We start from the raw sequence: 22210 nt of genomic DNA, 5'->3' as shown, positions 1-22210 counted from the left end.
TAGGGATCATAGCCGTCGGTCTCAGCGCGCAGATAGGCCGCCTCGGCCTCCGCGTGGGACCCGCGCCGGCTCAGGTGCTCGGCGAGCAGGTAGCGCATGTCGCCTAGGGTCGGCTCCAGCGTCAGCGTTCGGATCAGTTCTTCTCCCGCCTCGCCGATGCGGCCTTCATTATAGGTGCTCCACAGGCGCTGCCGCAGACCATCCAGCGCCGACCGGCGGATCGCCTCGGGCGTCGTGGGATCCTGCAGGATTGGGTCGAGCGTCTTGAGCCCCTCCGTCCCATCCTCGCGCAGCAGCAGAAGCCGGCCCTGCTGCACGAGGCACCACTGCGCCTCATAGCCGAGCTCTGCGGCCCGCTGGTAGTGCCGAAGTGCGGTCTCCAGATCCTGGCCGCTCAGCCGCGCGCACTCCGCCAGGATGTAGTGCGCGGCGGCAGCGTTGGGCGCGCTCTCAAGGGCCTCTTGCGAGATCTGGGCGGCGGTCGCCAGATCCTGGCCGTGGAACGCCACCCAGGCGAGCTGCTGCAGCCCGTCCGCAACAACCGCCCGCTGTGTCTCGTCCGCCAGCGCCTGCGCCATGCCGAAGGCCCGTCGCGCGTCCTCGATCTGGCCCCGTCTTCCCAGGATGACGCCCGCCAGCCGCCAGGACCAGAAGGGATCAAAGCCAAGGTCGACGGCGCGGCTGGCCCAGTCCGCCGCCTCATCCAGATCTTCCGCGCCCGCTTCGAACGTTATCAGGCTCGCCAGGTAGAAGTAGTCACCTGCCGCCTTCTCCGGCCACCTCGTGATCACCTCTCGGGCCAGGGCCAACGCCCAGCCCCGCTCGCCGGCGTGGAAGGCGCGCCAGAGACGGTCGCGGATGCGAAATTCCTCGCCGGCGAGCACGATCTGGCTCGTCGCGAGTTGCGCCGCCTGGGCCCGCAAACGCTCGGCGGCGACGCCTTCGGCCTCGAGTTCGGCCTGGGCCAGCAGTACATCCACCGGGTCGGCGCCGGCGGCCAAGGCCTTGCGCAGTTCGCGCGCGGCGTCACGGCGCCGCGTCGGTCCAGGCGCCATGGCCAGGCGCGCCCGTTGCAATAGCAGGTCTGGGTGGGCCGGCGCCGCCTTCAGGAGGGCGGCCATGAGCGCGTCGGCCGTGGCCACGAGCCGGTGCTTCGCCGCCGCCCGCACCGCCTCCAGGCCAAGCTGGATCCATCGCTCGGCGTACGGTGGCGGAGCCGTCTGAGCCGGGCGGGATGCGGGCAACCAGTCCAGGTAGCGGTCGAGCTTGCTACGAGCGTTGAACGCCGCCGCGCCGGCCAGAGCCGCGGCGCGTTGCTGCGCCTGAGCGGTCGGATCGGCCAGATAGGCGAGGATTTGGGCTGGCCAGCGCTCCAGATCATCTTCAATCAAGCAGGCGGCATGCGCCGTTGACGGAACGCCCCGCACGCCTAGGGCGGTGCTCAGCAAGGGCGCGCCAGAGCCCAGAGCGTCGACCGCCTTGACCGAAGCGCCCGTGCCCGCCGCCATCGGCGCCAAAACCAGGGCGGCGGTCTGGTAAAGCAGCCGCAGGGTGAGTTCATCCACCTTGCCCAGCGCGGTGAAGGCGCCGCTGGTCTCAGGCTCGGCGCAGGCGCCGACCACGACAATGCGCGCCGCGCCCTCAAGCTGGGCGCCATAGCGCGCAGCGCCTCGGCCGCTCGCTGGTTGGGACCATAGCGGCTGCCAACGAACAGCAGCAGAGGAAGATCGTCCGCCGGCAGGCCGCAAAGCGCGTCCACCAGCGGCCGGACGTCGGCCGGGAGCGGCCGCATGGCGGCGGTGTCGAGACCCACCTCGATCGGCTCGGCCGGCACGCCCCAGGCGGTGAGTCGCTGGGCGTCCTCGACGCTGAGCGTGGCGACGTGGTCGGCCGCCCTCAGCCCCGCAAGCTCCATCCGCCGCGTCGCCCATCGCAACCACGCCGGCGAGCGCTTGACCTGGTCCGACAGGATGTCGTGCGCGGTCACCACCCAGGGACGGCCGTGCCTTCGGGCCGCCGCCGCGACGAGCGGCGCCCAAAAGGGATACTCCACGAACACGATGTCGGAGCTGCGGACCAGATGATCGATGCGCGCCGCCAGACCGGCGTCGTGCGCCGCAGCGTCGGCCAGCCGAAGATAGATGTCCTCGTCGTTCTTGACGCCTAATGCCGCCCAGCGCCGCGCCTGCGCCTGTCGCGCGGGATCGGCGCTCGCCCGCTCGAGAACCGGAGTTGCTTCCCAGACGACATTGCCCCGGCGAACCGGCGGGTGCCGCGTATCCTGCAGCACCCGAACCTCGGCCGCCGTCTCCGCCAGCAGATCGATCAGGCTGTTCACGCGCTGGCTCGCGCCGCTACTCCGCTGCAGCCCGTCGCCCCAAGGATAAAGCACCGCAGCGTGGAGCTTGCGCGCCCGGGGTCTAGCCGCCGCCCCATTGATCAGCGCGGCGGCAAAGCTCTGCGGATTGTGGGTGGCGACCCAGGAGCCTGCCGCCGCCGCGGCTTGCGCCGCATGGCGTTCGTAGTCACGGGCGCACTCCATCAGGGCCAGGGCGAGCGCCGTAGGATTGCGGTCCGGGGCCACCCGGCCTGCGCCGGTCGCCTCCACCTGGTCGCTCATCCAGGTGTCGGCGGTGCAGATCACCGGCTTGGCCGCCGCCAGGGCTTCAAGCAGGACGCCCGACGTGCGCGCTTCGTAGATCGAGCGCCAGTAAGGCAAGGCCACGATGTCGGCGTCCTGCAGCAAGCCGTAGTAGGCCTCACTCTCCAGCGGCGCATGGATCAGCCGCACCGCGGCATGGCGCTCCGCCGCGAACTGCGTGATGGCGGGGACGAGCAGGGGCGTCGGATCGTTGACCTGGAAGCTGAAACGGAACCGGTCCAGGTCGCCGCGCAGATGCAGGATGCGGACGACGTCGAACAGGTCCAGCAAGCCTTTTTCGTCGCGGGCGTTGCCGAGGCTGACCACATGGAGCGGCCGTCCTTCCGCCGACGGAACGGCGGTGGCGGTCAGTCGCCCGGTGTGAGGGATCGGCAACACCTCCACCGGCAGCCCGTACAACCGCTCGAACTGGTCGGCGAGCCGGGCGCTGTCCGACGCTAGCCGAATCCGCACGCCGCGGGAAAACGCCGCCTGTAGGCGCTTGGCCGCCTCGTCCGACAGCGGGTGATCGTAGTGCGCAGGCTCGTAACGCAGGAGGAGCACGAGCTGGGCGCGCCGGGCGGCCATTCGCTCGGCGTAGCGTGCGAATCCAAAGAACTGCCGGCGGGTGATCATGTGGCCGAAGACGATGTCGTCGGCCCCGAGCTGCGCAGGCGGCGCCGCGGCCGCCAGCTCCGAATGGAACAGGGCGTTCGCCGCCGCTGTTGGGTCCTCGCCGGCCGGCGCCCCCAGATATCGTGGCTGAAAGTTGGACGCACCGCGAGCTGGGCTGCGATCTGGTCGCTCGCGCTGCAGTGGCTGAGGCAAACGCCGACATAGCCGTGAGCAGCCGCGCCCTGCAGCGTCGCCGCATCGTATTCGAAATGGTGACCTACGAAGTCCTTGAGCGATGGATCGACGATCCAGAGTCGCTTTGTCGTCACCGCTGCCCCCGCCCTGTGCGCTGAAGCCGGTGCGCGCCGGCCGCAGGACCCAGGCTGTAGCACGAGCGGACGCATAACGCCGTGCGTCTTTTGTACGCTGAAGGCTTGGGCGTCGGCGCAAGTTTCAAAGACGCCGGCCTGGGCGTTAATTGGGCGTCAGGTCCCGACGGCGGGCCTTGGCGCAGGCCTAGGCGGGGCCGCCACCCAGGCGTTGCAGGGTCTTGGCATGGAGCCGCCAGGCCGACACCTGCGGCACATAGAGCCGGCCGCCGCCGTCGAGAGTCAGCACGTCGAGCCGTATAAGGCCGCGCTGGGGCCGCCGGCTTGAAGGGGAGCTGCGGAAGGGTGTCATCAAAGGCCCTCGGCGTTCACTGAACGGCGAACTCCGTGGCGCAACCGTGGTTCCCGTCGGACGCGCGCTGGGATCCGTCGACGCGGCGCGGAACTCGACCTGGCAGGCGGCGGAACGTTGCGGCGACGTTGACCGGCGCTGTGGCCGCACCAGCCTCTGACCAGCTTGGTGTCGAAGCGACGTCACCGGCGGCCTCGCCGACGGCCCGAACACGCGCCGCGCCTGCCACCCAAGCGTGCAGGGTGCGCGGAAAGAGCGCCGTGCGTGGTCGGCCTTCCTGAAAAGAGCGTGGAGAGCGTGTCCACGTCTTGCCTGGAGCTTAACTTTGGGCGTCACTCCCCCTGGAGGGTGCGGCCCCTGCGGCGTGGAATGGGCTCAACACTCAGATCGCACCGTAAGGTTCCGCATTCCTTGGAGCAGGGATCAGGCTTCACTAGGGCGTGAGGCGGTGAGGATCGCCATGCTGCGACGCATAAGAACGTGGCTCTGGAACCACCGGAGGCGGCGGCATATCCGTCGACTGGCCGCTAGGTTCGTCCGCGACTATGGCGCATCGGCGGCGCGCGTCGCCATGTCGGAGGCGGCTGCCGAAGGGTTCCCACCCGAAAGAGCGACCTTCTACAGGCTGGTGGCGGCGGAGATCGAGCGGCACGCCCAGGTTTAGGACGCCTCCGATGTCACGCGGTTCAACCGGCCCGCCGGAAACCCTCACCTTCAAGACGGGATCCACCCTTTGTGATGTACAGACTTCTGTACACGCGAGTTCGCGTAATGCGTGGAGCACCGAGGCAAAGGCGCCCATCAGACGCTCGAGATCATCCAATGCCGCTTTGACGACTGGGCGGGGTGCGATCTCGGTCCGATGCGATCTCGCCGCGGACTCCTCACCCCACACTCGCGCTGCTCGCCTGTACCGCGGCCCAGCTGAGCCGGTCGCCGTCGCGGTCTGTCCTGAGGTCTAGTCCGCGCTGGACGGCGTCAAAGAGTTGGCGCTGGACCTCGCCGAACACGACGTCGGCGGCGCCTGGCCCCGCCCGCTGGACGTGGCGCAGAAAGGACTGCATGGCTCCGGGCATGCAGCCGGCGCCGCGCTTGCCGCGGACCTCATCCTCAGGATGCGCTGCCCCGGGGCCCCATCGGTGACCGCCTGGACCTCCCGACCTGGAGGCTCTTGCATTCGTCGGCCTGAGGCCGGTGTTAACCCTGAACCGCACTCGGTCGAGCATCGCCTCGCACTCGAGCCGCCACCGCTCCGTCCTAGACGATCTGGCCCAGGCGCGTGCTTTGTCGAATTGCTTGTACTCGGCCGAACGGCGTGCAGCGGGGGCGGACCTCGTGCCATCAGTTCCGAGAGGGGCGCGTCGCGGAATATGAAGGAAGACGTGGCGCAGCGACTCATCGAGACTCCTGAGCGACGGCGGCGGCGCACTTCCGCCGAAGGCCGGACGCAGCTTGCCAGCAGCTCCGGGGCGCGGAACAGGAAGGACGTGAAGACAAGCCTCGACCATCTCCCGGAGAGCAAACGCCGCGAGCTCGAGCGCGTGGTGGAGATCCTGTTCGCCGAATTCGAGGACGCGCTCGCCGGTCGGAACGCGCCGCACCGCAAGGCGGGCCGAATCCTAAAGGTGGTCCTGTTCGGCAGCTACGCCACGGGAAAATGGGTCGACGATGCCGCCAGCGGCTACAAGTCGGACTACGACTTGCTCGTGGTCGTGAACCACGAGGAGCTCACCGATATCGCCGAGTACTGGGGCAAGGCCGACGATCACCTGCTGCGCGAGTACCAGATCACGAAGCGGCTCACGGCGCCGGCCCACTTCATCGTCCACGACCTCGCCGACGTGAACAGCCAGCTCAAACGCGGCCGCCCCTTCTTCGTCGACATCCTGCGCGACGGCATCGCCCTCTACGAGGCGCCGGACCATCCTTTCGGTCGGCCGAAGGCCCTCGAACCCGCAGAAGCCCGGGCCGAGGCGCAGCGGCATTACGATCAATGGTTCGACAGCGCGGGTAAGTTCCTGCTGGCCGCTGAATTCCTAAGGAAGAACGACGGGCCGAAGGAAGCCGCCTTCCAACTGCACCAGGCTACCGAGCGCCTCTACCACTGCGTCCTGCTGGTCAACACGCTCTACAGTCCAAAGTCGCACAAGCTGAACTTCCTGCGTTCCCAGGCCGAACGGCTGCTGCCGGAGCTGATCGCAGCCTGGCCGCGCGAGACTCGCCCCGACCAGCGGGCCTGGGAGCTACTTCGCCGCGCCTATGTCGATGCGCGCTACTCCCCCCACTACAAGATCAGCGCCGAGGAGCTCGCCTGGCTCGCCGAGCGGGTCAGGGTGCTGCAGGAGTTGGTCCGTCAATCTTGTGAACGGCGGCTGCGGGGGCCGTGATGGCCGATGCCGCCGATCCGCCCAGGTCGCTTTGCCGGAGCTCCCATCAATGCAAGACCCCTCTGGCCCTGAGCGTCGTGATAGTTCCCGGTTAGGCGGGTAGGCCGCATCGATGACCTTGGGTTGTGCTTCGGCTGAGGCCAGAACACTCGGTAATGGTCGCGCATCGGCGCCCTGCCAATCTCCCTTCAAGGCAAGCATGGCGCTGCAATACGCCCGCGGTCAGATAGCCGCGCAAACTCTACCGTTCCGGGCGCGGCTGTCAGACTTGCAACCTGCAAGGGAACTCTGCAGCGGTTGCGGCATTATAAGGTCGTGGGCGTCGGTTCCGAGACGAGGCCCAGCATCGGAAGAAGCGTCCCGGCGACGACCAGACGCCGGGACGCGGTTCCCAATTCGCCAAGGACCGGCCCCCGAGACGCGCCGGCTAGGACTTACCTCCGGTTGAGAGGGAGGTGTTCAGCAGCGTGAGCAGGCTGAATCGCGCGGCGTCGTTGGGCAAAGCCGCATAGGCGCGGAGCAGGTCCACGGCGCCGGGCGGCGCCAGCAATTCGGCGACGTCGTCCAAGACGCCGGTGGCGGGTTCGGCTTCTCCGAGCACCTCGCTTGTGGTGACGCCCAAGGCCTTCGCCACGCGCGCAAGCATGAGGGCGCTGATCCGGTTTGCGCCGTTTTCGTACTTCTGAAGCTGCTGGAAGGCGACGCCACAGACGTCTGCCATGGCCGCGAGTGTCAGACCCCGATAGGCGCGCAGGGTTCGAGATCCGGGCGCCGAGCGCCGCATCGGCGGGACCGGCCCGAGGCTTGCGTTTGATGTCGGCCATCCCTGGCCCGGCTCCTGAAATGACGTCGAACGCTCAACCCCATGTTGAACTTCAGGTTTTGCTTCGAACGCGTAATCTTTGCAATAGCTCCGCTCGCACGCCGGACGGCAGATCTGACGTTTGGATCACGGCCGCCGGCCTTCACGCGGCCGCTGGGTGTCGTACGCGTCCGCTGCGTTGACGGATGCGGGCGTGAGGCAAGATCCGTAGAACCATAAGTCCGGTGCTTTGGCGTCGGCGCGGGGCCAAACTTGCGTTTCGCGCATCAGCGGCTGGGTGACGGACCGACCGTTGCTGCGGGCTCTGCCGAAGGAAAGCTCCCAACCGTCGCTGCACTCGCGGCCTCGTCAGCCGACGGCCGAGACGCCTTCTGTCATGGCGCCTCGGCCGGTGATCCGCCTAAGGTTCGAGCACACGACAGGGCTCCTCCAGGATAACCTCATCTGGAGGTCAACCTCTGGCCAGCTCGCGTTAGATGATCTGGGGACGCGGCTTGCGGAGGCCGCCACGTCGACCCTCGCCGAGGCGGCGGGGGTCGACCCCCACCAAGCCTTCGTTCAGGCCCGGGGTCCCGGCGGCGACGGCAGCCCCGCCGGCAGATTTTTGTACCAAAGCGGCCCCCAACCGGCGCCCATGGCCTGGAACACCGGCTTGTCAGTTTCCACCTCGCCCCAGCTGCCAAGCTGGACGATGCAGTCACAGGCGATCGGCGCCCCTAGATCGGGGATGTACAGGAGCGTCCTCCCGCGCGCCGCGGCGGCGGCTGCAAGGTAGGGCGCGCTGGACGGCCGGCCCTGAACGCCGATGACATGAAAGTGCCGCAGCACATAGTCGAGCAGCTGGGTGTTCACCAGCCATGAACACCAGTGCGGCTGATCGGCGAACGAGATCTGGCTGTCGCGGACGCGGCGTCGGCGCCCGCGGCTGCAGCCGGCGCAGAATGCTGTCCGTCAATTGCGCGGCGAAGCCGGCGCGATCGATGCCATCGAAATCCCAGTCGTAGATGGCGCGGGTCGAGCCCCGCCCCTGGACCTCCGTGGGGAAGACGCTCGGCCATTCGCGCATCCACGTCGCTGAGCAGAAACTTGCGGCCGGCGACGTTGGCCATATCGCGGGCGCGTCCTCGAAGGTAGACCTCGCCGTCGATGACGGCTCCCAGATCGCCGGTGGCGAAGAAGCCCTCGCGATCGCGGGCGAGCGGTCGGTCGAGATAGCCCTCGAGCGCGAAGGGGCTGCGCACGTACAAGGCGCCGTCGATCGTCTTGATCTCCACGCCTGGGATGGGGCGGCCGCAGCTGACCACCCGCTCGCCGTCAAGCTCCCGCACCCTCGGCGACGCACCCTCGCTGACGGCGAAGATCGCCTCGGCCATGCCCCAGCAGTTGTGGATCCGCGCCCAAGACGTTCCCGTCCGTTGGCAGAAGCGTTGCAGGGTGCTTTCGCGCGTCGGCTCGGAACAGGAGATCCAGCGCTTGACCCTGGCTGTGGCCCCGGGCGCCTCGGCCATGACCTCGAAGGCGAAGTTCGGCATGTAGCAGATGGCCTCGGCATGCCGCCGCAGGAGGCGCCAAAGGAGGTCCGGCTTACGGACCCAGTCTATAGGATCGAGGAGCGCGACCTGCGCGCCAGCCGCCAGCGGCGCCAGGAACGCGGCGACGAAGCCCATATCATGGTATAGCGGCAACCATGAGACGACCGTGTCACGCGACGAGAGCTCGGTGACCTGACCATAGGCCTCAAGGTGCCGTCGGACCACCTCAAGCTCGAAGCGCATCGGCTTTCGGTGACCGGTTGTCCCGGAGCTCATCTGCAGGACGACGCCGTGCGGCGGCAGGACGAGGTCCGCGGCGGGGCCGGGCGGCAGTCGCCATAGGTCGATCTGCGGCGCGCCCGGCTGCGGATGCCGGCACCCGGGTTCGGCGCAGAGCAACAGGGAAAGACCCGCGCTACGAACCGCCTCGGCGATCTCGGCGTCCCAGTAGCTCCGCGAGAGCTTCTCGGTGGGGTGCTGAAGAAACATCGGCTCGCCGCCGGCGGCCAAGATCGCGAACCAGGCTTCGACCGTCTCCGGCCGCGTGCGCCCGATCACGCCCACGCGATGCCCCGCCAGGTCCGACAGCGCCGCCAGCACGGCGCTGAAGGTGCGCCCCTCGAACGCCAGCGGTTGCGCGTCGGGACCATAGAACACGAGCCGGCCGTCGAGCGGCGTCCGCCCCCTGAACCAACCTGCGAACCGGCTCTGCATCGCCTCACCCACCGACTGACCAGTCCAAAGCCATCCAGTCGCAGCTAAGTCGTCCAGGGGCGCGCCAATCAAGGGCGTTGCGGGTGCATCTGCGCTGGTTCAATCCGGGGGGACGCCTGGCGTGGGCCCCCGGGCCTAAGCGCCCGCCCGCGAGCGGCTGCCGTTGCGGTCGGAAAACTCGCTAGGCGCTATGGTTCAACACGCAGCGATTTCGCCCGGTGCGCTTGGCCGCATAAAGGCCGATGTCGGCCTGCGCGAGCCAGGCCTCACCGCTGCCGACGTCGGGGCTCGCCAGCGCCACGCCGAAGCTGGCTGTGACCTGCAGGGGACATGTGTGCGGGATGACGAGGGTCTCGAGGGCGGCGCGCAATTCCTCGGCGACTCGCATGGCGAAGTCGCCTTGGTTCAGCACGACCCCGAACTCCTCGCCCCCGATCCGCCCCACCACCCCGCGGCCGCCCAGCACCGAGCGGCAGGTCTCAGCGACCGATTGCAACACCACGTCACCCGTCGGATGTCCGAAGGTGTCGTTGATCGCCTTAAAATGATCGATGTCCAACAGCAGGAGCGCCCCTTGGCCCGATTGCAGGACACGATCCGCCTCGGCAAAGAAGCCTCGCCGCGTCAGGGCGCCCGTCAGGTGGTCGCGTTGGGCGATCATGCGCAGCTCGAACGCCTCAACCACGAGCGCAGCGAGGTTCTCCAGCACATCCTGATGTCTCGCATCGAAGGCCCGTGGCACGGTGTCGATCGCACAGAGCGTGCCGAGATTATAGCCGTCGGGGGTGGAGAGCGGGGCGCCAAGGTAGCTGCGGATATGCGGCGGGCCCGTTACCAGCGGGTTGGCCGCAAAGCGATCATCCTCAAGCGCGTCGGCCACCACCATCACATCCCGCGCGCCGATCGCGTGCGCGCAGAAGGACACGTCGCGCGACGTCTGACGCGTGTAGAGCCCCCGCTGAGCTTTGAACCACTGCCGGTCAGTGTCTACCAGCGAAACGGCGGAAATCGGCACCTGAAGCACAGACTGGACGAGATTGGTGATGCGGTCGAACGAGGGCTCCGGAAGGGTGTCAAGAAGGTCGTAGCGCCGAAGCGCCGCCAGGCGCGCGGGCTCGTCAAGGAGCTTGTTATCCATAGCGGAGAGCCATCACCTCCCGGTTCGCCAGCGGTGGCGAGCCTGTACGTCCGCGCAGGCTAGCTGACGGGGCTCGCGAGGGCCAGCCAGCCCGATGTCAGATTCACCTCTTGCGCAATTGTGCCGCATCGGTTCAATCCTCAGAAAGCGTGTGCATGTCGCCGGCCTCGGATCCCGCTGGGAGAGAGCGCCGAGACTGCGCGCGGGGAGCCGCTCTGAGCGAACCACAGCTCGCGGGCCTGGCGAGGCGATATGGGAGCAGGAAATGAGCAAGTCTGGGCTGCGCGGAGCGGCATTGTCATTGGCGATGGGTGGGCTTGTGGCGGGCTGTGCGAGTCACAGGTTCGTGCACGAACAGGTTGGCGCCGTGGAGGGCCGGGTCGCCGGCGTCGATCGCACCGCCGCTGAGGCCTTGGCGCGCGCGAACGTCGCCCATAGGCTCGCCGAGGGCAAGTTCCTCTACAGCGTGGTCCTGTCCGACGAGTCCGTGAAGTTCCCGGTCAAGCAACACGCCCTTTCCGCCGAGGCGGAGACGCGCCTGACGGCGCTCGCCGAACGGCTGAAGCGTGAGGATCGCAACGTCTATCTCGAGATTCAGGGACACACGGACAATCAGGGTCCTGAGGCCTACAATGATCGGCTGGGCGCAGCGCGCGCAGAAACCGTGCGGCGGTTTCTTGCCAAAGCCGGCGTGCCGCTCCACCGCATGGCTGTGATCTCCTACGGGGAGGAAGAGCCCACCGCGCCCAATTCCACCGCTGCAGGCCGATCCCAGAACCGCCGCGTGACGGTCGTCGTGCTCGAGTAGGGCCTACGCGCCGCACGACAGTGGCGCGGATCGTCGCCAGTCACGACGAGGGGAATGAACTATTCCCAGCGCCGATGCGTTCCCGCTCCGAGATCGGCGCAGTCTGGTCCGGGGAGGATGTGAGATGGATGCAGCGGCGGGTGCAGCGACCTGGATCGGATGGCTGGCTCACGTTCGGTGGGGCGTGGTGGGCGTGATCGGGCTGGATGTGCTTCTCTGGGCTCTAATCATCGAAATGGCGCAACTCGCCGTCGCGATCCAAGCGATGGGATGACGTTCGGGTTGAACCCGACTCAACTTCCTGTGGAGAAGTTGTTCAGAGCATCTGGCGCGGCCCGGCGTCCGGGTCGAGGATGCGGCATGACTGAGAGATATGCCGTGCGGCCTGACCGGGAGGGCTTCTCCGTGGTCGATCTCTGGACGGGATCCGTGGCCGAGATCGCAGCCATACCCCAGGAACGTTTATCTGCGGCTGACGCTGGGCACATGGCGAAGGTGATGAATGCGCGGGTCCGGCGCGAGGAACCGCCGATGGTGCTGCGCCTCACGCCGCGCTCGGCGCCGCGGAGCTGAGCGCGTCTCGACACGCAGGCTGGACGCTTGGCGGCGTCGCCGCGCGACCTCGGCGCCGCGCTAAACCATATCATAGTTGAGCTCCACCCCATCGACCGGCCGCGGCTTATCGGCCCAAGCGCAAGAGCGCTTAGGGCGTCGCGCGCGGCGTCCATCGGCGTCGGAGGGTGTCGCCGTGGCAAATTCCGATCGCACGGCAGGACCAGCCTGGATCAACGGGACGCCGGGCCGTGCTTCTCCAGCGGCCGGTCGTCACCAGAGGCCAGCGCGCAGATTGCGACAACAGCGAGCATGCACAGAACTTCGACAAGCCCCTGGACTGGCGGAGAGCGCCCCTCGGACGCCGGCTCATCCGGTCGCGAAAGCGTCCGCGACAAAATCCAGGATCGCTCGGCGCACCTCGGCGTAGGGCAGCGTGCGGGTCGCGGGTCCGTCGACATCGGCGTTGATCGTGACGCTCTCGGCGCCGTCGCGCGCCACGGTCAAGGTCCGGGTCCGCTCGCCGTCCTGATCGAGCCGAACGATGGTGAGCCGGTAGATTCGCGCCTCGGCCGTTTCGGCGATGTCCAACTCGGCGCGGTGACCGCGCGCCGCGACCGCCGCCTCGACCTGGCGCAGCATCGGCTCGAGCTCCCGATTTCCGAAGACGCGGAACGCCTCCTCCGTTGTCGCTCCCGCACCGGTCTCCTCCGTGAGCTGCAGAGGGGGCTGTGAAATCAGTCGGTCAAGGGCGGCGCTGAGATCCTCGTCCGGCGGCTCGGCCGTCTCCGGGTACGCGGCCGCCGCCCCAGGCGCGGCGGGCGCTTTTGGGCTCCTCTCACCCGCGCTGGCCGACGTGGCGCTGGAGGCGCGCTCGATACGTGGCTCGACGGTGGCGACGGCGTCGGGTTCAACCGCCGCCGCGACCGGAGACGTCCGCGCCTTCGACTGTTCCCCATTAGGCCGTAGCACGAAGCGCACGACGATGGCGGTGACAGCGATAAAGGCGGCGATGCCGAGCAACTCCCCGAGCGTGTCGCTCATCGACGCCAAACTCCCCACGAACGGCGCGCGCCAATCGCCTCGGGCCGTCGCGTCTTCCCTAAGACCGCAACCCTGTGTCGTGCAAGCGACGAACGAAGTACAACGTCCACCGAATGCGGGTATGCACGTGAAGCCGGCGAACGCTTATCCGGCGCTTGCCGCCCCGCCGGCGAACACCACGCGATCGCGTCCGCTGCGCTTGGCCATGTAGAGCGCCACGTCCGCCTGGGCGAGCAGGGCGTCAAGTTGCACGTCGCCATCGGCGCGCGTGGCGCCGCCGACGCTGATGCGCATCGTCAGCGCCAGGTTGTCGACGGCGACGGGGGACGTGGAAATCGCCTGCCGGAGCCGCTCAGCGATCGCTGAACCCTCAACGTGGTCGGTGCGCGGCAGCAGCACCGCGAATTCCTCTCCGCCCAGTCGCCCGAGCAGATCATCCTCCCGCAAGGCGGCGCGACAGCGATCGGCGACCACCCGCAGCACCCGGTCGCCCGTGGGGTGCCCATAGGTGTCATTGACCAGCTTAAAGTGGTCGAGATCGATCATCAGCAGGGTCAGCGGGTGTCCCGCCGCGCGGCAGGCCTGTGCGGCCGCCCTGGCCTCGGCCATGAAGCCGCGCCGATTGGCCAGGCCCGTGAGCGGGTCAGAGGCGGCGAGGTTCGCCAGTTCGGCCTCGCGACGGCGGGACAGGGTGACATCTCGCAGCAACCAGATCCGCCCTCGCCCCCCCTCGCCGCCCATCGGCTGCACATCGATGCTGATGTGCTGTTCTCCGCGTTCGATCACGAAGCTTGCGCTTCGGCTCTCCTCCTGGGCGGCCACCGCGAGTTGCTCGCAGGCGGCCTGAGGGTCGGCCGCCGCCTCGCACAGGCGCTTCAGCCCATCCTGAATGAGCGTGGCGTCCACCTGCCCGGAGGGCGCCCCAAGGAGACGGCCCGCAGTGACATTGACCAGCGCCGGTTCGCCTCGGCCTTGAAAGATGATGACGCCGGTCGCGATGCTCTGGAACACCGCGATGAACTGCCCTTGCAATTCCTGCTCGCGGCGGCGTTCGGCGGCCGCCCTGACCGCGACCGCCGCGGCAAGCGCCAGCCGGCCTGCGCTGCGGTGCAGCCGCTGACGGGTCGCCGGGTCCAGGGCGGCGGCGGCCGTCGCGCTCCAGATAGCGGCTACGCCCACATGCGACCCGTCTTTCCGCCCTTGGACCGCCAGCAGGGCGTCCGCGGGCGGCGCGTCCAGGTCTGCCGTCCACGCCGACGGCGGCGACAGCTCATCGGCCGGTCCAAGCTTCGACGTCGCGAGCGCGGCCCGGAAGGCGGCGTCCAGGTCCACGCGTCGGGCGGCCAGCGGCGGGGCCGCGCAGATGTCCATCGCCGTCTGATTGGTGGCGTCCGTGGCGAAGAGGACGACCCGGTCCGCCGCCAGCAGAGCCTGCACGACGTCCGTCCAGGCGCGGAGCGACGACTCTGGGTTCAGCGGCTCCGAAGCGCTCACCCGCCGCCTGCCCGCGCTAAGGCAGACCTTACGCGCCCGCAGCCAAGCGCCAGAGGGCATCCGAAGTGATGGAGAGCGCTGCCGCACGATCGAGCATCCAGGTCAGGCCGCCGGTGGCGGAGCCTTGGAGCTTCGGACGCGCAATCGGGCGGCGTCAAGCGGGTCGATCGGACTTGACCAGAGACGCCAGGGCCGCGCCGCTGCGGATCAGGCCGAGCCGCGCGCGAACAGGACCGCGGGGATGGTGCCGAAGAAGATGCGAGCCTTGAGGCCGAGGCTGCGCCGACGAACATAGAGGTAATCCGCCGCCACGCGCCGACGATAGGTGGTCGAGCTGCGGCCCGAGATCTGCCACAGGCCGGTCAGGCCCGGCCGCACCGATGCATAGTAGACGAAGTACCGGCCGTACTTCGGGATCTCGGCCGCGACGATCGGGCGCGGGCCGATCAGCGCCATGTCGCCGCGGATCACATTCACCAGCTGCGGCAGCTCATCCAGGCTGAGCTTGCGCAACAGGTGGCCGAGCAGGGTGATGCGCGGATCCTTGCGCAGCTTATGGTCGCGGTCCCACTCGGCGCGCGCCGCAGGGTCTGAATCCAGAAGCCGCCGCAGACGCTCGTCAGAATCCAGCACCATGGATCGGAACTTGAGGCAATCGAACGGGCGTCCGCCCTGCCCGATGCGACGCTGGCGGTAGATCGGCGAGCCGCCATCCTGCAGCCATACCGCCAGGAAGACGGCCATCAGGATGGGGCCGGCGGCGAAAAGGATGGCGCAGGAAAGCACGATGTCGGCCGCCCGCTGCGCAGACATCTGCCACCCGGGCCGTCGCGTTAGTGCGGTGAACTCCTCGTCGCTGCGCCATGCGCCGGCGACCTGCGCCTGATACATCCCCCGAGCCCCATGCCGTCGGTTTCGCGTCACAGCGGTCTTAATCGCGTCGGCCAGCGCGGGCGAGTCGCAAATTGCCGCGCGGCGTGAATTTTCTGTTGCGGTGCACAAGAAGTGGTCGCCCGGCGCCTTTTCCGGCCTAAGGATCGGCAGAGCCAGAGGCGCCGGCTTTCGCCCGCGCTGGAGACAGGCTAGTGCGGGGGGCTGCAGGGGGGCCAGAGTGTCGTTTTATCCGGTTATTCTTTGTGGCGGCTCGGGAACACGGCTGTGGCCCACGTCACAGCCGCACAGGCCAAAGCAGTTCGCGCCCCTCGTGGACGCCCGTTCCACCTTTCAGGACACCGTGCTTCGGGTCTCGGGCCTCCCTGACCTCGCCCGGATCGTCATTGTCGCGGGGGCGGCCCACCTGGAGCTGATCGTCGAACAGTTGGCGCAGCTGGACGTCGAGGCCCAGCTGCTGCTTGAACCCGCCGGGCGCGACTCCGCTGCGGCCATGGCGGCGGCCGCGGCCTGGATCGCCGGCCGCGACGCCCTGGGCGTGGCGGTCTTTCTCGCCGCGGATCACCATCTGCCAGATCACGCCGCCTTCGCCGAGGCGATCTCCACCGGCGGGGCGGCGGCTGCGGCCGGCCAGATCGTCGCCCTGGGCGTCCAGCCGACCACGGCGTCTACTGCCTATGGCTATATCAAGCCGAAGGACGGCCCAGGACCTGTGCGGCCCATCGCTCGCTTCGTCGAGAAGCCCGACGCCGCCACGGCCGAGCGCTATATCGCTGACGGTTACCTGTGGAACGCGGGCAACTTCATGGTCCGCGCCGACGTGCTGTTGGCGGAATTGGACGCCTTCGCACCGGCCGTTCGCGCCGCCGCCCAGGCGGCGGTCACGACGGGCGAGGAAGACGGTTCGGCCCTGAAGCTTGGCGAGGTGTTCCAGGAGGCGCCACGCATCTCGATCGACTATGCGGTGATGGAGAAAACGGACCGCGCGGCGGTGTTGCCGGTCGCCTTCGAGTGGTCCGACCTCGGCGCCTGGGATGCGGTTCGCGCCGCCTCCGCGCAGGACCCGGCGGGCAACGCCAGCCAGGGCCCAGTCAGCCTCGTGGCGACCCGCGGCGTGATCGCCCGAACCCGCCCCGGGCTGCCGCTCGCGCTCGTGGGCGTTGAGGATCTTGCGGTCATCGTCGAGGTCCGACGGCGTTCTCGTCGCCCGGCTGGACGCGGCCCAGCAGGTCAAGACCGCCGCCGAGCGCATCCTGGCCGAGCCGCCGCCACCCGCCTTCCGCAGCCTCGAGGCCGCAGCTGCGGAGTATGGCGACTGGATGTCGGGCGTCGCCCTGCCGGTCTGGGGCGGCGCAGGCGTCGAGGCCGGTCACGGCGGCTTCCAAGAAAGCCTGGAGCGGGGCGGCGTCGCGCCGCGGGTTCCGCGGCGCGCTCGGGTTCAGTGCCGCCAGGCCTTCGTCTTCGCCCGCGCCGCCGCGTCTGGCCGGCCCGGCCCCTGGGCGGCGACCGCCGCCCAGGGCTGGGCCTTCTTTAACACCGCCTACCGTCGCGCTGACGGCCTCTACCGCACGCGCGTGGACAGCGCCGGGGCGCCTCTCGACGACGAGGCCTGGATCTATGACCAGGCCTTCGCCCTGCTCGCGCTCTCGGCGCTCGACGCCGTCGCGTCGGGCGAGGCGACGTTCGATCCGCGATCGGCGGCGCTGAACTTGCTGCGAACCCTGGACGCGCGGCGGCTGCCGCAGGGCGGATACCTGGAGGCGGGTCCTCAGCCCTACCAATCGAACCCGCACATGCATCTCCTGGAAGCCTGCATCGCCTGGCTGGATCGCGGGGAGACGGCCTTCCGGCCGGTGGCGGAGGCGATCGTCGCCTTGGCGCAGTCGCGCTTTGTCGAGCCGGGCGTGGGCCTCCGCGAGTATTTCGACGCCGACTGGCGGCCGGCCGCCGGCGCGGCGGGCCCCTGGCTGGAACCTGGCCATCAGTTCGAATGGGCCTGGCTGCTTGTGCAGTGGAGCCGCATTTCCGGTGACAGGGGTGCGGCGGACCTCGCCCGCGAGCTGTTCGATATCGGCCTCAAGGGCGTAGATACGCAACGCGGGGTGGCGATCAATGCGGTCTCACCCGACCACGCCCCGCGGGACGAGGCCGCCCGGCTGTGGCCGCAGACCGAGTACCTCAAGGCGGCTGTGGCGCTGCAGGAACCGGAACACGCCCTGCGCGCCGCCAACGGCCTCTGGCGGTACCTGCGGCAGGATGCGCCAGGACTCTGGCGCGATCGTCTGGACAGCCTCGGTAGGCTGGACCGTGCGGCCGCGCCGGCGAGCTCGCTCTACCACATCTATATGGCGGTCGAGGCCTTGGGCCAGTTCAGCTAATGGCGCTGCTGCGGCGGCGGCGGGGCTCCCGTCGCCGCCGCAGCGTTTAGCCTACTCGGCGGCGACCGCCGTGATGCCGATCTTTGGCGCCAGTTCGCCGGCGGCGTAGCGCTTTGCCATGGCCGACAGCGGGATCGGCTTGATCTTGTCGGCGTGACCGGCCGTGCCGAACTCTTCGAAGCGCTGGATGCAGACCTTCCGCATCGCCTCCTTGGCCGGCTTCAGGTAGCCGCGCGGGTCGAACTCGCCGGGCTTCTCGGTGAACACCTGGCGGATGGCCGCCGTGATGGCCATGCGGTTGTCGGTGTCGATGTTGATCTTGCGCACGCCGTGCTTGATGCCGCGCTGGATCTCTTCCACCGGCACGCCCCAGGTCTGGGGCATCTCGCCGCCATACTTGTTGATCAGGTCCTGCAGCTCCTGCGGCACCGAGGACGAGCCGTGCATCACCAGGTGGGTGTTGGGCAGGCGGCGGTGGATCTCCTCGATCACGTTCATGGCCAGGACGTCGCCGTCCGGCTTGCGCGTGAACTTGTAGGCGCCGTGGCTGGTGCCCATGGCGATGGCGAGGGCGTCGACCTCGGTGGCCTTCACGAACTCGACCGCCTGGTCCGGGTCGGTCAGGAGCTGGTCGTGATCGAGCTTGCCCTCGAAGCCGTGACCGTCCTCCTTCTCGCCCATGCCGGTCTCCAGCGAGCCCAGCACGCCCAGTTCGCCCTCGACCGAAGCGCCGACCCAGTGGGCCATGTCGACGACGTTCTTGGTGACGCGGACGTTGTAGTCGTAGTCGGCCGGCGTCTTGCCGTCGGCCATCAGCGAGCCGTCCATCATCACCGAGGTGAAGCCGTACTGGATCGCCGTGGCGCAGGTGGCTTCGTTGTTGCCGTGGTCCTGGTGCATGCAGATCGGGATGTGCGGATACATCTCGGCCATCGCGTCGATCAGGTGCTTCAGCACGATGTCGTTGGCGTAGGACCGCGCGCCCCGCGAGGCCTGCATGATCACCGGCGAGTTGGTGGCCTCCGCGGCCTCCATGATCGCCAGCGCCTGTTCCATGTTGTTGATGTTGAACGCGGGCACGCCGTAGCCGTGCTCAGCCGCGTGATCGAGTAGCTGTCGGAGCGTAATCCGGGCCATCGCCTACATTCCCCCTGCCGCAGAGTTCGGCGGACCTTAAGCATTGGTCGAGAAAGCTCAAGCGCATCAGCCCCGCCGCGGCGATCCGCCCCGTCAGGCGCGCCGCGCGGCGTATTCGCCTTGATCCGCATCAAGGCTCAAGCTTCGACGCCGCCTTAAGGGACCGATGATCGGCGCTGAGGACCAGACATGTCATCCAACTCCACATCCGAGCTGATCGGCATCGCGCTCTTCCTGCTCTTCGCAGGGGTCGCCGGCTGGTTGTGGGATCAGCCTTGGCGACGCGGCCTGCGGCATCCCGTCGCCGACCGGTTCGCCGACCGCGCCGAGGCGATGCTGTCAGAGGTGTTTGCAGACGCGCGCTCCGCTGAGCCTCACGGCGACGAGAATGGCGATGACCTCGCGTTCCGTGCACGGGCGCAGCGCGAGCTGGCGCCGCGGCTCGACGCCCTTGTGGCGCGGCTCAACGCCCACGGCGTGCGGGCCGAGGTCCGGCGGCCAGAGGCGGGCGGAGCCGATGACCCCGATGAACCACTGTTCGTCCTGGAGATCGCGCGGCCGCACCGGGTGGGCGCCCCGCCCGCCACCCTGAGTTTTCGCCCCGGCGAAGGGCGGGATCTTCTCGTTGTCTACGGCGGCGACGTGTCAGGTCCGCAAAACCACAACGGCCACGACGCACAGGTCGGCTGGCGTGAGATCGACTGGGACGACGTCGAGCCGGCCCTCCTCAAGTTCACCGCACGCGTGATCAAGGGGGATTAAGATCGGCCTCGTCCAGCTCGGGCGGCAGCAGGTCTGACGCCGCCTCAGGCGCGAGGGAACCGCTAGGGTCCGCCGGAGGTGCTGGCGTCTGTGGCGGCGCGGCCGCCCCCGAGGGCGTGGGGATGGCGCCGATATTGGGCGTGCGTTCGACCACGGGCTGCGCCGGCTGGCAGATACCCGTGTCCATGGAGGTGCGGCCGCTCGCTAGGCCAGCGTAACATTGCTCCTCCTGATAGGCTCCCCGCCACGCAAGACCCAGCGCAAGGAGCACGATGAGCAGCGGGCCGAGCCAGATGAGCGACGAGCCGCGGCGCGGCGCGACGCTGGGCGGTGCGGCAGCCGTACCCCTCCCCTGCGACGATCCCGCATGGGCCAGCCGCGTCGGCGTGCGCGGCGGCGCCTCGGTCGGCCCCTGTGATGCCATCCCCCTCGCCTGCGCTCGCTCCTCGCTCTGCCTTGGCGACACCGCCGCCCGCCGTCAAGCGCATGCGGGCGGCCCTGGTCGAGGCGGGAGCTTCCCGGTTAATTCTAAGCCATGAGTGATGATGGGCAGGCGCTGCCCCCGTATGTGATCGCGCTGGCGAGAGCCGAAGACGCGGTCAGCCGGCTGGACGAGATCGCCGCCACCCGGCTTGGACGCGGGGCCCTTGAACGCCTGCGCTTCCAGGAGGCCGCAGCTTGGTCATGGAACACGGGGTCGCTGGTGCACCTCGAAGACCTGGTGCTGCATGACGAGGGTTTAGACATCCGCACGCCGGACACGGCCCTGACGCGAGCCCACGGCGTCCTGCGCTTCTGGCGGGAAGCCCAAGGCCGGCCGCACCGAGACGTCCTGGAAGCCTCAAGCCTCATGGATCTGGTCGGCGATCGAAAAGTGACCCGCCAGAGCGGAACCGCGACCGAGCTTCGACCGCCTAGACGAAGCGGCGCCGTCGCTCACAAAGCCTTGCGGGGCGAGCCGCTCTTCGCCCCGATTCTGGACGCCGAAAAGGTCACCACGGAGAACGACGGCGAAGCACTGGCGGCTTGGTTGGCGCTCGAGCAGCGGGCGCCGCGGGCCTGGCCAGCCCTGCTCCGCGCCGCGATTCTCCGGGAGGCCTGGCAGATCATCGATCCTCTGCCGCGGCGTGGGTTCGTCGGCAATATTGTCATCGATGGCATGCTGCGACGTGACCGGCGAACGCGTCGCCATCCGCTGCTGGTGGAGATCGGCCAGCGGGAGCTTATCGCGAACGGCCTCCGCCGGGCCGGCCTCACGGATCGCGCAGCGCGTCTCGCGTGGCAGCTGCAGGCCATCGCCGCCAGCGCCGAAGCGGGGAGACGGGAATATGAGCGTTTGTCCCTCGCCCGCGATATCGCCCTACAGCGGGCGAAGGGCCGTCGCAGCGATTCGCGTCTTCCAGCTCTCATCGAACTGCTGTGCAGCCGGCCACTGGTTACAGCCGCCATCGCCGCGCGGCGGCTCGGGGTCACCGACGCAGCGGCCCGGGCCTTGATCGCCGCATTGGGATCGAGCGTTGTTGAAGTCACAGGGCGACGGCGCTTCCGCGCATGGCGGCTGTAGCGCTTTGAGCTCAGGCATGCGCCGGCCGGCGGCAGCAGGCCGCCTCGATCGACGGCCGGCTGATCGGATCCGCGAACGCCCTCAGGCGGCGCGCCCACAGGTGACGCAACGATAGGGCGCTCAGTGCTGCGCGACGTCGCACGGGATCCTATTTTCCTTGAGGAATTTCGCGTCTCCGTCGGAGATCATCTCAGTCCGGTTTCAACCGAAACGTCGGCGTTCCGACGCCATGCGCTTGGCCGCTGCAGGGTCTCGCCCCATTGGTTCTGGTGCGTGTTGATAATCGCGCCACCCGGGGAGCTTGGCTGACGAGCCCATCGTTCAAGCCAGCCAATCTCCGCCCTCGAGCGGCTCTGCTTGAGCCCGCAAAAAGAGGTGTCAAAGCGATAAGAGATCCGGGGTCAGGACCTGGACTGAAGTCACGTCTTCGTCGCTCTGACGCAGGAGGCGCGACCCGATCCCGGACGCGTACGCCGAGGTCGGCGTTGGCTGCGCGGTTAGCACGGCCGTCGTGGGCAGGATCGCCTGGGGGGATCAGGTAGGCGGATCAGTGGGGCGGAACGGGCGAGCACAACCCTCGGAACACGGAGCCCGCGGTCTGAGGCTTGACCGCGCCCGTGTCCGATGCGCGTGCTTATCCTGCCGAGTCCTCTCCGTTCCCGGAAGCCCACACTCGGCACCGGCCGGCGCGGACTTCGGGGAGTGCCGCGTCGGCCACCTTGCTCCGCGACGTCCGTTCAGCTTAGCTGTCGCCATCGGACAGCGAACACCCCCAAGGCGTACACTGTTCGATAGGCCGGCGCGGAACCTTGGACGGCTCCGCGCCGGCTCGTCTTCCCCCTGGTCTCGCCGTCCAGCCGCCGCTTGATGCCATCCGCTTGTCTCGAGAGGTGCGGCCAGGCGCGTGGCGGACGAGGCGGCGCGCTGTCGTCGCCCGGGGCTGGGGGCTGGGGGCTCGGTCGCAAGCAGTGGGGCGGCTTTAGATCGATCCGGTCCGTTAATGCTGAACGCGGCTCTGCTGATGTCGGGGGGCCAGCGTGCTTCACCGG

The 22210-nt window shown here is 68.7% G+C and carries 15 protein-coding genes and 1 pseudogene; 7 read left to right on the top strand and 9 right to left on the bottom strand.

Annotation, left to right across the window (positions count from 1 at the left end):
• Positions 1-1441 precede the first annotated feature (1441 nt).
• Complete coding sequence (locus LRS10_RS22890; RefSeq protein ID WP_374571338.1) at positions 1442-3469, bottom strand: glycosyltransferase; 2028 nt, start codon at positions 3467-3469, stop codon at positions 1442-1444.
• A gap of 1955 nt (positions 3470-5424) precedes the next feature.
• Here LRS10_RS22890 and LRS10_RS22885 point away from each other — a divergent pair.
• Positions 5425-6324, top strand: a complete 900-nt coding sequence (locus tag LRS10_RS22885) for a HEPN domain-containing protein (RefSeq protein WP_257839471.1) — start codon at positions 5425-5427, stop codon at positions 6322-6324.
• A 427-nt stretch (positions 6325-6751) separates the two neighbouring features.
• Here the strand turns inward: LRS10_RS22885 and LRS10_RS22880 are convergent, their stop codons facing one another.
• From LRS10_RS22880 to LRS10_RS22865, 4 genes are all read right to left on the bottom strand, one after another.
• Positions 6752-7108: a helix-turn-helix domain-containing protein gene (locus LRS10_RS22880; RefSeq protein WP_257839470.1), complete on the bottom strand. Its 357-nt coding sequence runs from the start codon at positions 7106-7108 to the stop codon at positions 6752-6754.
• 597 nt (positions 7109-7705) lie between these two features.
• The gene (locus LRS10_RS22875) at positions 7706-7999 is read right to left on the bottom strand and encodes a hypothetical protein (RefSeq protein ID WP_257839469.1); all 294 of its coding nucleotides are present in this window, start codon (positions 7997-7999) and stop codon (positions 7706-7708) included.
• The gene (locus LRS10_RS22870) at positions 7996-9393 is read right to left on the bottom strand and encodes a class I adenylate-forming enzyme family protein (protein WP_257839468.1); all 1398 of its coding nucleotides are present in this window, start codon (positions 9391-9393) and stop codon (positions 7996-7998) included. The genes LRS10_RS22875 and LRS10_RS22870 overlap by 4 nt, the downstream gene beginning before the upstream one ends.
• A gap of 181 nt (positions 9394-9574) precedes the next feature.
• Positions 9575-10531, bottom strand: a complete 957-nt coding sequence (locus tag LRS10_RS22865) for a diguanylate cyclase (RefSeq protein ID WP_257839467.1) — start codon at positions 10529-10531, stop codon at positions 9575-9577.
• A gap of 265 nt (positions 10532-10796) precedes the next feature.
• On the opposite strand from LRS10_RS22865, the gene LRS10_RS22860 reads away from it, so the two are divergent.
• Positions 10797-11339, top strand: coding sequence for an OmpA family protein (locus tag LRS10_RS22860; protein WP_257839466.1), 543 nt, complete (start codon positions 10797-10799; stop codon positions 11337-11339).
• A 360-nt stretch (positions 11340-11699) separates the two neighbouring features.
• Entirely contained in the window at positions 11700-11912 is a 213-nt protein-coding gene (locus LRS10_RS22855; RefSeq protein WP_257839465.1) for a hypothetical protein, read from the top strand.
• A 348-nt stretch (positions 11913-12260) separates the two neighbouring features.
• Here the strand turns inward: LRS10_RS22855 and LRS10_RS22850 are convergent, their stop codons facing one another.
• From LRS10_RS22850 to LRS10_RS22840, 3 genes are all read right to left on the bottom strand, one after another.
• Positions 12261-12935, bottom strand: coding sequence for a hypothetical protein (locus LRS10_RS22850; RefSeq protein ID WP_257839464.1), 675 nt, complete (start codon positions 12933-12935; stop codon positions 12261-12263).
• 144 nt (positions 12936-13079) lie between these two features.
• A complete protein-coding gene (locus LRS10_RS22845) occupies positions 13080-14429 on the bottom strand; it encodes a GGDEF domain-containing protein (RefSeq protein WP_257839463.1) in 1350 nt (449 codons plus the stop codon).
• Positions 14430-14636: 207 nt separating this feature from the next.
• A complete protein-coding gene (locus tag LRS10_RS22840) occupies positions 14637-15320 on the bottom strand; it encodes a sugar transferase (protein ID WP_257839462.1) in 684 nt (227 codons plus the stop codon).
• Between the two features lie 103 nt (positions 15321-15423).
• On the opposite strand from LRS10_RS22840, the pseudogene LRS10_RS22835 reads away from it, so the two are divergent.
• A pseudogene (locus LRS10_RS22835) lies at positions 15424-16371 on the top strand (mannose-1-phosphate guanylyltransferase); the annotation flags it as partial.
• Between the two features lie 268 nt (positions 16372-16639).
• Positions 16640-17698: an AGE family epimerase/isomerase gene (locus tag LRS10_RS22830; RefSeq protein WP_257839461.1), complete on the top strand. Its 1059-nt coding sequence runs from the start codon at positions 16640-16642 to the stop codon at positions 17696-17698.
• A 51-nt stretch (positions 17699-17749) separates the two neighbouring features.
• Here LRS10_RS22830 and fba read toward each other — a convergent pair whose 3' ends face one another.
• Positions 17750-18835: a class II fructose-bisphosphate aldolase gene (fba, locus tag LRS10_RS22825; RefSeq protein ID WP_257839460.1), complete on the bottom strand. Its 1086-nt coding sequence runs from the start codon at positions 18833-18835 to the stop codon at positions 17750-17752.
• Between the two features lie 189 nt (positions 18836-19024).
• Here fba and LRS10_RS22820 point away from each other — a divergent pair, with 189 nt between their 5' ends.
• Both LRS10_RS22820 and LRS10_RS22815 read left to right on the top strand, forming a co-directional pair.
• Positions 19025-19597, top strand: coding sequence for a hypothetical protein (locus LRS10_RS22820; protein WP_257839459.1), 573 nt, complete (start codon positions 19025-19027; stop codon positions 19595-19597).
• 850 nt (positions 19598-20447) lie between these two features.
• Complete coding sequence (locus tag LRS10_RS22815; RefSeq protein ID WP_257839458.1) at positions 20448-21161, top strand: DUF1612 domain-containing protein; 714 nt, start codon at positions 20448-20450, stop codon at positions 21159-21161.
• The last annotated feature ends 1049 nt before the right edge of the window (positions 21162-22210 follow it).

The organism is Phenylobacterium sp. J426, assembly GCF_024699945.1.
Classification (GTDB): domain Bacteria; phylum Pseudomonadota; class Alphaproteobacteria; order Caulobacterales; family Caulobacteraceae; genus Phenylobacterium.
This window is presented reverse-complemented; position numbering and strand designations above follow the sequence as displayed.

Excerpts from the sequence above, each read along its gene's own strand:
- fba (WP_257839460.1), bottom strand. The coding sequence starts at position 18,835 with ATGGCCCGGATTACGCTCCGACAGCTACTCGATCACGCGGCTGAGCAC.
- LRS10_RS22815 (WP_257839458.1), top strand. The coding sequence starts at position 20,448 with ATGGATCTGGTCGGCGATCGAAAAGTGACCCGCCAGAGCGGAACCGCG.
- LRS10_RS22850 (WP_257839464.1), bottom strand. The coding sequence starts at position 12,935 with ATGAGCGACACGCTCGGGGAGTTGCTCGGCATCGCCGCCTTTATCGCT.
- LRS10_RS22870 (WP_257839468.1), bottom strand. The coding sequence starts at position 9,393 with ATGCAGAGCCGGTTCGCAGGTTGGTTCAGGGGGCGGACGCCGCTCGAC.
- LRS10_RS22855 (WP_257839465.1), top strand. The coding sequence starts at position 11,700 with ATGACTGAGAGATATGCCGTGCGGCCTGACCGGGAGGGCTTCTCCGTG.
- LRS10_RS22820 (WP_257839459.1), top strand. The coding sequence starts at position 19,025 with ATGTCATCCAACTCCACATCCGAGCTGATCGGCATCGCGCTCTTCCTG.
- LRS10_RS22830 (WP_257839461.1), top strand. The coding sequence starts at position 16,640 with ATGTCGGGCGTCGCCCTGCCGGTCTGGGGCGGCGCAGGCGTCGAGGCC.
- LRS10_RS22880 (WP_257839470.1), bottom strand. The coding sequence starts at position 7,108 with ATGCGGCGCTCGGCGCCCGGATCTCGAACCCTGCGCGCCTATCGGGGT.
- LRS10_RS22865 (WP_257839467.1), bottom strand. The coding sequence starts at position 10,531 with ATGGATAACAAGCTCCTTGACGAGCCCGCGCGCCTGGCGGCGCTTCGG.
- LRS10_RS22840 (WP_257839462.1), bottom strand. The coding sequence starts at position 15,320 with ATGTATCAGGCGCAGGTCGCCGGCGCATGGCGCAGCGACGAGGAGTTC.
- LRS10_RS22860 (WP_257839466.1), top strand. The coding sequence starts at position 10,797 with ATGAGCAAGTCTGGGCTGCGCGGAGCGGCATTGTCATTGGCGATGGGT.